General features: G+C 64.1%; 11 protein-coding genes. 1 reads left to right on the top strand and 10 read right to left on the bottom strand.

The features are described 5' to 3' along the window. Positions 1 to 116: 116 nt before the first annotated feature. Entirely contained in the window at positions 117 to 1,778 is a 1,662-nt protein-coding gene (ettA, locus tag AC3AYF_RS11030; protein WP_295039313.1) for an energy-dependent translational throttle protein EttA, read from the top strand. Positions 1,779 to 1,872: 94 nt separating this feature from the next. Here ettA and AC3AYF_RS11025 read toward each other — a convergent pair whose 3' ends face one another. The 10 genes from AC3AYF_RS11025 to truD form a co-directional block, all read right to left on the bottom strand. Continuing rightward, positions 1,873 to 2,031: a DUF1328 domain-containing protein gene (locus tag AC3AYF_RS11025; RefSeq protein WP_071231586.1), complete on the bottom strand. Its 159-nt coding sequence runs from the start codon at positions 2,029 to 2,031 to the stop codon at positions 1,873 to 1,875. A gap of 140 nt (positions 2,032 to 2,171) precedes the next feature. Then, positions 2,172 to 3,086: an LpxL/LpxP family Kdo(2)-lipid IV(A) lauroyl/palmitoleoyl acyltransferase gene (gene lpxL / locus AC3AYF_RS11020; protein ID WP_295039316.1), complete on the bottom strand. Its 915-nt coding sequence runs from the start codon at positions 3,084 to 3,086 to the stop codon at positions 2,172 to 2,174. A 52-nt stretch (positions 3,087 to 3,138) separates the two neighbouring features. Next, complete coding sequence (gene alr, locus AC3AYF_RS11015; protein ID WP_295039318.1) at positions 3,139 to 4,224, bottom strand: alanine racemase; 1,086 nt, start codon at positions 4,222 to 4,224, stop codon at positions 3,139 to 3,141. A 176-nt stretch (positions 4,225 to 4,400) separates the two neighbouring features. Further along, a complete protein-coding gene (locus AC3AYF_RS11010) occupies positions 4,401 to 5,876 on the bottom strand; it encodes a TolC family outer membrane protein (RefSeq protein ID WP_295039320.1) in 1,476 nt (491 codons plus the stop codon). Positions 5,877 to 6,203: 327 nt separating this feature from the next. Then, positions 6,204 to 7,178 carry an RNA polymerase sigma factor RpoS gene (gene rpoS / locus AC3AYF_RS11005; protein ID WP_295039322.1) on the bottom strand — a complete coding sequence of 325 codons (975 nt, stop codon included), beginning with the start codon at positions 7,176 to 7,178 and terminating at the stop codon, positions 6,204 to 6,206. 307 nt (positions 7,179 to 7,485) lie between these two features. Then, on the bottom strand, positions 7,486 to 8,673 hold the full coding sequence (locus tag AC3AYF_RS11000) for a peptidoglycan DD-metalloendopeptidase family protein (RefSeq protein WP_487779735.1): 1,188 nt from the start codon (positions 8,671 to 8,673) through the stop codon (positions 7,486 to 7,488). A 52-nt stretch (positions 8,674 to 8,725) separates the two neighbouring features. After that, on the bottom strand, positions 8,726 to 9,646 hold the full coding sequence (locus AC3AYF_RS10995) for a DUF368 domain-containing protein (protein ID WP_295039326.1): 921 nt from the start codon (positions 9,644 to 9,646) through the stop codon (positions 8,726 to 8,728). Then, positions 9,643 to 10,317 (bottom strand): protein-L-isoaspartate(D-aspartate) O-methyltransferase, encoded by a 675-nt coding sequence (locus AC3AYF_RS10990; protein WP_295039328.1) that lies wholly within the window; start codon positions 10,315 to 10,317, stop codon positions 9,643 to 9,645. Before AC3AYF_RS10990 ends, AC3AYF_RS10995 begins: the two co-directional genes overlap by 4 nt. Then, on the bottom strand, positions 10,298 to 11,050 hold the full coding sequence (gene surE / locus AC3AYF_RS10985; protein ID WP_295039330.1) for a 5'/3'-nucleotidase SurE: 753 nt from the start codon (positions 11,048 to 11,050) through the stop codon (positions 10,298 to 10,300). Before surE ends, AC3AYF_RS10990 begins: the two co-directional genes overlap by 20 nt. A gap of 37 nt (positions 11,051 to 11,087) precedes the next feature. Continuing rightward, on the bottom strand, positions 11,088 to 11,625 hold a 538-nt coding region (truD, locus tag AC3AYF_RS10980; RefSeq protein ID WP_487779734.1), incomplete at its 5' end, for a tRNA pseudouridine(13) synthase TruD.

The following is an 11,625-nucleotide window of genomic DNA, read 5'->3' as shown; positions in this document are numbered from 1 at the left end:
CGTTCGCATTGTCGGCATGACTGGTTTACCCTTCTTCATCCAGGCTGCGCCCCGCCGACGGGCGCTCCAGCGCTGACTGCCTGATTCTATCCACCGCGACACATAACCGGATTTCCATGGCGCAATACGTTTACACCATGAACCGGGTGGGCAAGGTCGTCCCCCCGAAGCGCGAGATCCTCAAGGACATCTCGCTATCTTTCTTCCCCGGCGCCAAGATCGGCGTGCTCGGCCTCAACGGCTCGGGGAAATCGACGCTGCTGCGCATCATGGCCGGCGTCGACACCGAACACAACGGCGAAGCGCGCCCGATGCCGGGGCTCAATATCGGTTACCTGCCCCAGGAGCCGGAGCTGGACGACGCCAAGAACGTCCGCGAGATCGTCGAAGAGGCGCTGGGCGAAGTCAAGAAGGCCCAGGAGCAGCTCGAGGCGGTCTACGCCGCCTATGCCGAGCCGGACGCCGACTTCGACGCCCTGGCCGCCGAGCAGGCCCGGCTGGAGAACATCATCGAGGCAGCCGACGCCCACAATATCGAGCGCAAGCTGGAAGTGGCCGCCGAAGCGCTGCGCCTCCCCCCCTGGGAGGCGAGCGTCGCCAATCTCTCCGGGGGCGAACGCCGCCGCGTGGCGCTGTGCCGCCTACTACTGTCCAGCCCGGACATGCTGCTGCTCGACGAGCCGACCAACCACCTCGACGCCGAATCGGTGGCCTGGCTCGAGCGCTTCCTGCATGACTATCCGGGCACGGTCGTCGCCATCACCCACGACCGTTATTTCCTCGACAACGTCGCCGGCTGGATCCTGGAACTCGACCGTGGTCACGGCATCCCGTTCGAGGGCAACTACTCCCAGTGGCTCGAGTCCAAGGAGAAGCGGCTCGAGCAGGAAGCCAAGCAGGAGGCCGGTCGCCAGCGTGCGATCAAGCAGGAACTGGAGTGGGTCCGTCAGAACGCCAAGGGCCGCCAGGCCAAGAGCAAGGCGCGCCTCAACCGTTTCGAGGAGTTGCAGTCCGGCGACTACCAGAAGCGCAACGAGACCAACGAGATCTATATTCCGCCCGGACCGCGTCTCGGCGACAAGGTCATCGAGTTCCACGATGTCAGCAAGCGCTTCGACGAGAAGATGCTGTTCGACAACCTCTCGTTCCAGATACCGACCGGCGCCATCGTCGGCATCGTCGGTGGTAACGGGGCGGGCAAGTCGACGCTGTTCAAGCTGATCGCCGGCACGGAAAGCCCCGATGGCGGCGAAGTCGTGCTCGGCGATACCGTCGACATCGCCTACGTCGAGCAGCTACGCGATCACTTCGACAACACCCAGACGGTGTGGGAAGCGGTTTCCGACGGCCAGGACATCCTCAACATCAATGGCTACGAGGTCTCCTCCCGCGCCTATGTCGGCCGCTTCAACTTCAAGGGCACCGACCAGCAGAAGCGCCTGAGCGATCTCTCGGGCGGCGAGCGGGGCCGTCTCCAGCTGGCGCAGACGCTGAAGCAGGCGGCCAACGTCCTGCTGCTGGATGAGCCGTCCAACGATCTCGACATCGAAACCCTGCGTGCACTGGAAGAAGCGTTACTGGCCTTCCCGGGATGCGCGCTGGTGATCTCGCACGATCGCTGGTTTCTCGATCGCATCGCGACGCACATCCTGGCCTACGAGGGGGATTCCAGGGTGGTCTTCTTCGAGGGCAACTACACCGAGTACGAAGCGGATTATCACAAGCGAGTGGGCAACGACACACCGAAGCGAATGAAGTACAAGCGCATCGACGCCTGAGCGGCAAACCGCTTCACGCTGTCGGCCGCGACAACCAAATACCCCGCCATCTAGGCGGGGTATTTGTTGGTGACGACGCTTGTCGTATCGAGCCTCAGCGCCCTCTTCCTCGAATCAGCGAAACGACGAAGAGGATCAGGAAAATCACGAACAACACTTTGGCGATCGTCGCGGCGGCGCCGGCGATACCCCCGAACCCCAGGACTCCGGCGATGATGGCGACGATGAGAAAAATCACGGCGTAGCTAAGCATGGCAACTCTTCCTGTGCTGGCCTGTTGGACTTGCCGTCCCGGCTTTTCCGGTCACGGCAAACCATCCTCCTGTTCCATGAGGACAGTCTAAGCCTTGTCGCTACCCGAACTTTCGTCAAGTCCCTCGTGCAATAACCCGTTCAATAGAATGAACTATCGCCCGGCGGACGCGTCTTGAACCGACGGTGCAGCCAGAGGTACTGCTCAGGATGACGACGAATCGCCTGCTCGATGAACGCGTTCACCTGCGCCGCGTCGGCCACGTCGTCTCCACTGGGGAAGTTCTCCAGGGGCGGCAGGTACTCCAGCGTGTAGGTCCGGTTGTCCGGGTTGCGGTGAAACATCAGAGGCATGACCGGCGCACCGGTCATTCGGGCGATCTTGGCGGTCAGCTTGATCGAGGCGGCGGGAACGCCGAAGAAAGGCGCGAAGACGCTCGCCTCGCGGCCGAAGTCCTGATCCGGCGAATACCACACCGCGTGCCCCGCCTTGATCCGACGAACCACGCCACGAAGATCGTGGCGATCGATGGCCGCGCCGAAGATCCCCCGCCGCGCCCGGGTCATGAAGTCCTCGAAAACCGGGTTGTCATGGGGCCGATAGACCACGTCGGCAGGGAAGAACAGCGAGTGCAGCGCGCCGCCGAGATCGAGGGTGGAGAAGTGAATGCCGATGATCAGCGCGCCCTTTCCCCGCGCCATGGCGCGCTCCATGTGCTCGGTCCCCCGGAAGGTCACGCGGTGGCGCAGGTGCTCGGGGTCGCGGCACCAGCCGGTCGCCGTTTCGAGAATGCCGATCCCGTTGGCGACGAAGGTCTTCCTGACCAGCTCCGCGCGTTGCCGATCGTCCAGCTCGGGGAAACAGAGGGCCAGATTGGTGTCGGTGATATGGCGACGCCGCTTGGCGAGCTTCCAGGTCAGCAATCCGATGCCTCGCCCCAGCGCCAGCTTGAGCCGCCAGGGCAGGAGCGCTCCCGCCCGCATCAGCCCGATGCCGAGCCAGGCGCCCCAGTAACGGGGATGGGCACGGTTGGCAGGGTAGACTTTCTTTGGCATGTCCTTTCCGATTCTTTGTAGACGCCGGCCAGTGTAGCGAAAAGATGAGGCGTCAGGGCGCCAGATACCGCCGAGGCACCCTCGGCAGCAGCCCGGTGAGCAGCGTGTAGCCGATGGTATCGCAATGCCTTGCGACTTCGTCGACACCGAGACCCCGGCCCCACAACACCACCTCGCTGCCTACGCCGGCGTCGGGCAGATGGCTGATATCCACCGTCAGCATGTCCATGGAGACACGCCCGACCAGCGGGCAGCGCTGACCATCGACCAGCAGTGGCGTGCCGTCGACGGCATGCCGATCGTAGCCGTCGCCATAACCGGCGGCGACGACGCCGATCCGGGCCGGCCGGGAGGTGCGCCACCGTCCGCCATAACCCACCGGCTCCCCCATCGGCAGGGTCTGGACCGCAATCAGGCGAGAGCGCAACGTCATCACCGGCTTCAGCGACATACCGTCCGGCAACGCCCCCTCGAGCGGATTGCTGCCGTAGAGCATGATGCCGGGCCGATTCCAGTGGCCATGAGTGCCGGGTTTGGCCAGCGTCGCTGGCGAATTGGCGATGCACAGCGGCGCATTCAGTTGCTGCTGCACGGACTCGATCGTCTGGCGCTGGCGCTCGAACTGCGACGGATCGATCTGGTCGGCGCTGGCGAAGTGGCTGATCAGATGGAGATCCCGGACACGGTCGTCGGCCGCCTTCAGTTTCGCCCAGCGATCGACGAACGAGGCCGCATCGAAGCCGAGCCGATGCATCCCGGAGTCGAGCTTCAGCCACACCGTCAGCGGCCGGACGGGGGAGTAGCTCAACACGGCGTCCAACTGCCAGTCGCTGTGGACGACCTGCCATAGCCCCAGCGCCTCGACACGCGCCAGTTCGTCGGTGTCGAAGATTCCCTCCAGCAGCAGTATCGGCTGCAGGATGCCGGACTCACGCAGAATCTCGGCTTCTTCCAGCGACGCCACGGCAAATGCCGGTGCCACTGCCGCCCGCGCTTTGGCGCAGGCCACGGCGCCATGACCGTAGGCGTCGGCCTTGATCACTGCCATGGCGTGGCTGCGAGGCGCGATCTCGCGGGCTACGGCGTAGTTGTGACACAACGCGTCGAGATCGATGTCGGCGATGATGGGCCGGGCCATGACGATTCCCTCGAAACAATCGGACGAAACCGGCACGAGCGACCGGCTGAGCCGTGTCATTTTACCCCGTCCGGGAGCGCTAGCGGCAGCGAACTGCCTCGGATACCGACGCCGGAAACGACAACGCCGCTGCCGTGGCAGCGGCGTCGAACCTGGTTTCCCCGACGGCAGGGGCTTCAGGGCATGGATGGCGGCGTGGGACGCTTGCCGATATCGTCGACCGCCGACATGTCGGCATCGTCGACCGATGTCAGCGACACGGGCTTGCTGTCGCGTAGCCAGCGGTTGGTGCCGCGAATCACCTCGAGGCTGAGCACGCCGGCCTGCTGCCTCAGCTGGAGCAGATCCGTCACGTAGGTATAGCGGGCATCGGCGTAGTCGGAGATCGATTCGTAGAGCGACTGCTCCGCATCCAGCACGTCGACGATATTGCGCGTCCCGACCTCGTAGCCGGCGCGGGTCGCTTCCAGCGCGCTACGGCTGGAGACGATGGCTTCGCGTTGCGCATCGACCGATTCGACGTCGTTACCCACCTGAGTGAACAGCGAGCGAACCTGCTGGGTGGTGTAGCGACGCTGATCCTCGAAATCGTACTGCGTCGCTTCCAGCGTGTAGGTGTTCTGCCGCACCGAAGCGCTGGTGGAACCGCCGGTGTAGATCGGAAGATTGGCCTGCACCCCGACCTGAAGGTCCTCGTTGTGACCCCGCAGTTCGTCACGGTCATTATCGGAGTAGGAGTAGTCCGCGAACGCGTCCAGGGTCGGCAGATGGCCGGCCTGGGCGATATCGACACCGGACTTCGCCAACTCGACCGCGGCTTGAGCGTACTGAATGGAGGGGCTGCTCGACAGCGCCATATCGACCCAATCGTCGCGATTGGCCGGTGCGGGCGGCTGAATCGGCAGGTCGTCGTCCAGGCTTGCGATACTGGCGTACTGCTGTCCAGTCAGACGCTCCAGCGTCTCGAAACTCACCTGCAGGTCATTCTTCGCGGCGATGCGCTGGGCTCGCGCCGAATCGAAAGCGGCCTTGGCCTCGTTGACATCGGTAATCGCCACCAGGCCGACGTTGAACTGCTCCTTGGCCTGCTCCAGCTGTCGGCCGATTGCCTTCTCCTGGGCCTGACGCGCCTCCAGGACTTCCTTGGCGCGCAGAATCTCGAAATAGGCCTCTGAGACATCGTACAGCAACTGCTGCTGGTCGATTTCCAACTGCAGCGCCTGCTGGCCAACCTGCTTCTTGCTCTGCTGGTACTCGTACCAATTGGTGGCGTCGAACAACGCCTGGGTCACGTTCACGCCCAGGCTGGTACCGTTGTAATCTTCACCGGAAGAGGTCGTGCTACTACCCGATGCCCCGCCCTGGCCGGCGCTGGAACCGGCATAGCTCTGGCTGTCCAGTGAATCGTAGCGATAGACGCTGCCGGTGGCGCTGACCTGGGGCAACAAGTCGCCTCGCTCCACATCCTGGCCGGCTTCGGTGCTTCTGAACGTCGAACGCGACGAATTCAACGTGGCGGAATGCTCCAGTGCGTCCTGAGTGATGGTCAACAGATCCGCCGCATGAACCGAAGGGGCGAACGCTGCCACGACCAGCAGCGAGACGGCATGTCGCAGGGGGGAGCGCGACGGCAACGAAATGAGAGGCGACATCGAGACATTTCCTATCGTGGAGCACGGAAGACGCTCCCAAACCGACCACGCGAGTCCATGCCGGCATGCACGAGCCGGAGCCGCTATCGGCGACATCGCCCAGGTACCCAATCATGGCTGTTTTCTGGCGGACTCGAGACGCCGATCCATGTCGACGTCATCCGGAACCATACAACAAACGACCGAGGCGCCAGCAGTTTCGCTGACGCCCCGGCTTGAGGTTTACATACAATGCCGCATGTATGCGACTGGATCAATAGTCCGATGGGTCTCCACCCTCATTTGCGCATTTGAGTATTTACGCATTTGAGGCGCGCGGAGATCGACCTACTCGAAAATCGAATCCATCGACAACCCCTGCTTCTCCAGCATCCGGCGCAACTTCTTCAGCGCCTCGACCTGAATCTGGCGCACGCGCTCCCGCGTCAACCCGATCTCTTCGCCGACTTCCTCGAGGGTGGCCGCTTCATGGCCGCGCAGACCGAAACGCCGCAGGACCACCTCCCGCTGCTTGTAGCTCAACTCGACCAGCCATTCGTCGACATGCTGCTTGACGTCGTCATCGACCAGATTCGACTCCGGACCGACCTCGTTCTCGTCGGCCAGCGTGTCGATCAGCGGCTTGTCGCTCTCCGCCCCCATTGGATAGTCGACCGAGGAGACGCGCTCGTTGAGCCCCAGCATGCGCTTGACGGTGCTGACCGGCTTGTCGAGAAACTCGGCGATCTCCTCGGCCGTCGCTTCGTGATCAAGCTTCTGCGTCAATTCGCGGGCCGCCCGCAGATAGATGTTGAGCTCCTTGACCACATGAATCGGCAGGCGAATCGTGCGCGTCTGGTTCATCAACGCCCGCTCGATGGTCTGGCGGATCCACCAGGTGGCGTAGGTCGAGAAGCGAAACCCGCGTTCAGGATCGAATTTCTCCACGGCGCGAATCAAACCCAGATTGCCCTCCTCGATCAGGTCGAGAAGCGACAGCCCACGGTTGAGGTAACGTCGTGCGATCTTGACCACCAGGCGCAGGTTGGACTCGATCATGCGCTGGCGTCCGGCCGGATCCCCTTTCTGCGCGAGTCGGCCGTAATGCACTTCTTCCTGGGGAGTCAGTAGCGGCGAGAAACCGATCTCGTTGAGATAGATCTGCGTCGCGTCGAGGCTATGGTGGTAGGAGTTCTCTTCACGGTTCAACGCCTTTTCGAAAGCGTCTTCATCATCCTTGCGACCCGTGTTATCGCTATCGACCTCCGTGGTATCGACACCGTCGAGCTCAACATCCTGAATTTCCCGTTCAAGCATGCTCATGTCCACTACCCCCAATCTTGGCTTCCTGAGTACCTCGCCATGACGGCACCGTGCCATGGCGACCGCTTATTCCTTGCAGTCTTGTAAACATCCCTGGCCAAGCGGCCACACCCGCCGTCGGAGACTCCCTTTCCCGAGCCGGCTGCTCGACGACATCCAGTTGTCAGGACTACGTCGAGCAGGGCGGTTCGGATGCGTCTATCGGTAGCGGTTTCGGGGCGGCCTCTTGGCAGCAGCCCAGGCTGCGGACGGAAACGGGCAGAGTAAGCCGGGTTTCCGCACGACTGTCTGGAGCGCCGATGCAGGATCAGCGCGCGGGCAGGTATTGTAGTGGGTCCTGAGGTTGTCCGTTCACGCGAACCTCGAAATGTAGCTCGACCTGGTCAGCATCCGTCTGCCCCATGGTAGCTATCGTCTCTCCGGCCTCAACGACATCGTTTTCCTTGACCTTCAACGAGTCGTTGTGTGCGTAAGCGCTCAAGAAGCGATCATTGTGCTTGAGAATGATGAGGTTGCCATATCCCCGCACGCCATCGCCGGCATACACCACGATCCCTGGTCCGGCTGCTTTGACAGGTTGCCCCTTTTGCCCCGCAATATCAATGCCGGGGGTTATGTTCGAATCGTCATCGAACTTGCCCACCAGTTGCCCGCTTGCCGGCCACTGCCACGGCACGTTCTCGACCGGCTTGTAGGTCCGGCTGGAACGGTCCGGCGCACCGCTGGGTTCGCCGGCGACCTCGGTACCGGCATCCGCACCGGTCGCCGTTTTCGTGCTCCCGGCATTGATGGAAGCAGAAGAAGATGACGAGCCTGTGTCAGCGGTCCCGGAAGAGGCGGAAGCGACGTCTTCCGCGGCGCCGGCCGGCTGGCGAGCGTCGGCATTGGTGCTGCGCGCTGCCGTGGTACCCGATGAGCCACCCTGGGCGGCGTTTGCGGGGGGATTGGCGTTGCGGGCGCCATCGGCGGCGCCATTCTGGGCGTAGACCGGCCCGGCAGACGAGCCACTGCCGCCCGCCGCCTGTCCGCTACCCTGTCCCGCGGCCTTCCCGTTACCGGCACCGGCGCCACCAGCGTCAGACGGCAGCAGCCAGGAGGGATTATCGTCGCCACCGGCGCTCTGGGCCCCGCCGCCGCTTCCACCGCCGCGCCCAGTCGCCGTTACCCCGCCACTGCCGGAGCCGCTGCTGGCGATGGCTTGTCCGCCGCCGACACTCGCTCCGGACTGCAACCTCAGCTGCTGTCCCGGTTCCAAACGGTAGGGTGGTGAAATGCCGTTGAGCTGGGCCAGGTCGCGGAAGTCGACACGATTCTGCCAGGCGATCCCGTAGATGGTATCGCCGCTCTTCACCGTGTAGGTCGAAGGCGTCTCGCTGTTGCGACTGACGGAAAGGTCCTGCACCTGCGGTCGTCCGCTCGAGGTGGTACAGGCACTCAAGCCGGCGGCGACGAGCGGGAGAAGCCCCAGTAGCAGTGCGGTGCGACGCTTACTCATGAGATAGAGTCCTTTTACGAAACGAAAAGCACGAGGGTGCTGGCGACACGCGTCAGGCCGTGACCTCTTTGCGCTCTCCCAGGCACATTACCACTACGACGCCGAGGATGATCAACGCCGCCGCCACCCCCCACTGGGAGGACTGCCCCGTGACGGCGACGTAGTCCGACGGCAGCAGATAATGGTAGGCCAAGGCCACCTGCTGCCCGTCGGCCGCCAGGCGATAGCTGGCTATCTGCCGCCAGGGCCACAATTGCGGCAGCGAACCCAGGATGAAGCCGACGATCGTCATCAACGTCATGGCGTGGTGGTGACGCAACAACCAGGACAACAGACGGGAGAACGTGAACAACCCGAGCAGGCAGCCGGCGCCGAAGATCGAGATGAGCCCGAGGTCGAAATTCTTGATGCCGTTCATCACGGTACCGTAGAGCCCCATCACCAGCAGCAGGAAGCTACCCGATACGCCGGGCAGCAGCATGGCGCTGATGGCGATCGCGCCGGCCACGAACAGCGTCGCATCGCCGGCCTGGCTCATGTCGGGCAGCAGGCGCGGCAGGAAGGCGGCCAGCAGCAACCCCAGCAGCACCGGAAGCAGATAACGCCAGCGCCAACTGCCGACCTGACGCATCACCACCCAGGCCGACGCCAGCACCAGCCCGAAGAAGAAGGCGTTGAGCAGCAGTTGGTGATGTGCCATCAGCCACGTCACCAGATGCGCGATCGTGACCAGGCTGGCACCGATGCCCAGCACCAGTGGAACCAGAAAGCGCAGATTGAGATAGGTGAACAGGCCGGCAAGACCCTGCTGGCGCCAGACGCCGAAGGCTCCCGGACCGAAGCGTCTGATGGTCTCGATCAGCTCCTCGTAGATACCCACGATCAGGGCGATGGTTCCCCCCGAGACACCCGGGACGGCATCCGCCGCTCCCATTCCCATCCCTTTCAATACGGTTTTTGCGATGCGCTTCAACGAATGACTCCCTCAAGCAATGGCACGAAACGCACCTCTTCCAGACGCTGATGATCGAACGCCAGCCCGCGCCGGCGTACTCGGGTCAACCACTGCCGTCCATCCGAATCCGCCAGCGGCGCGATGAGAACGCCACCGTCGCGCAGCTGGGACAGCAACGCCTGCGGCAGCTCGCTGGCGCAGGCCGTCAGCAGGATGACGTCGAACGGCGCCGCCTGCGGCCAACCCATGCCGCCATCGGCATGGCGCAGGTTGACGTTGTGCGCGCCCAGCCGCGTCAGCCGCTGGCGGGCGCGGGACTGCAACGCGGCGATACGTTCGACGCTCCAGACGCTCTTGACCAGGCGCGACAGAATCAAGGTCTGGTAACCGGAACCCGTACCGATCTCCAGCACTCGCTGCGGTTCGGCCAGCGCCACCAGCTCACTCATCCGGGCGACGATCCAGGGCTGGGACAGCGTCTGCCCCAGCCCCAACGGCAACGACGTATCCTCGTAGGCACGGTGCGCCAGCGCCTCGTCGAGGAACAGGTGGCGTGGCTCCGCTGCCATCACCTCCAGCACCCCCGCGTGGCGGATCCCGCCGGTCGACAGACGTTTGACCATGCGATTGCGAGTTCGTTGCGATGTCATGCCGACACCACTGAGTTCCTCAGGCGTGTGACAATCCATCAAGCCAGCCCTGTACATCGTTCAGCGTCTCGTGACGGGTCAAATCGGTTTGCAGCGGCGTGATCGAGACGAAGCCCGCCTCGATCGCCGCGAAGTCGGTATCCGGGCCATCGTCGGCGTTTTCGGACACCGCGGCAATCCAGTAGCGATCGCGCCCGCGTGGATCCTTGACGTGAATCGGCTGGGAGGCCGGGCCACGGTACCCCAGCCGAGTCACGCGGAAACCCCGGATCTCGCTCCACGGCAGGTCCGGCACGTTGACGTTGAGCAGGCTGCGCGGCGGCAGCGAGAGATTCTCCGCCGCGCCGACGAGGCTGGCCGCCACGCGCCCGGCGGTCTCGAAATGGCGCTGCCCGCAGAGCGAGATCGCGATCGCGGCCATCCCCAGGTTGCGCCCCTCCATGGCCGCAGCAACGGTACCGGAGTAGAGCACGTCGTCGCCCAGGTTGCCGCCGTGGTTGATCCCGGAGATCACCAGGTCGGGCTTCTCTTCCCACACGCCGTTGACGCCGAGATAGACGCAGTCCGCGGGCGTACCGTCGACGCTATAGAACCCGGAGTCCATGGGGGTCAACGCCAGCGGCCGTGTCAGCGTCAGCGAATTGCTGGCACCGCTCATGTCACGATCGGGCGCCACGACCCTCAGTCGCGAGTGCCCCTCCAGTGCCAGCGCGAGCGCCCTCAGTCCCGGGGCGTGCACGCCATCGTCGTTGGATAGCAATAGTCTGCGCATCTCTTCTCCTTCCTCCTCGAGCGTCTGGCCGGCGGGGTCAGACCAGGGTCGGATGCCGGAACAGCTCTCTGAGCACCGACGTGGCGAAGGCGCCTCGTGGCAGCGAGAAAGAGAGCCAGGCGGCGTCGCCTTCCGTCCGCCACTCGGGCTCCTTGAGCCGCAACCGCAGCGGTCGCCGCTCATGGCTCGCTCCCGCCTGCACCAGCCCGTCGGCCAGGTCGGGGCAGCCGGCGGCGATGCGGGTTTCCCGCTCGGCCACCTCGCCCGAGCTCTCCAGCCGCCCTCGCCCCCAGAGAGGACCTGTAGGGTGCAGGTCGCCGGCTTCCGCCCTCGCGAGCAGCGAGTCGTCGATCTCCGTCGCAGCGAAGCGGCTCGCGGTCCCTTCCAGGTTGAGAACGTCGCCGGGCTGCGGCACGCACCAAGTACCATCGGCGACACGCGCCGACAGTACGCTGTTGAAAAGATAGCTCCGGGCCGTGGAAAGCAGTAGCCCGTGCGGATCCTGCCGCTTGCGCCAGCCCCGGGCCAGCAGTTGCCGGGCGCGATGCAGATTACGTCCCTCGGGGCCGAAGCGC

It is taken from the genome of Salinicola sp., from assembly GCF_982684285.1.
The sequence above is the reverse complement of the archived record's forward strand: the minus strand, read 5'-3'. Positions and strand labels throughout refer to the sequence as shown.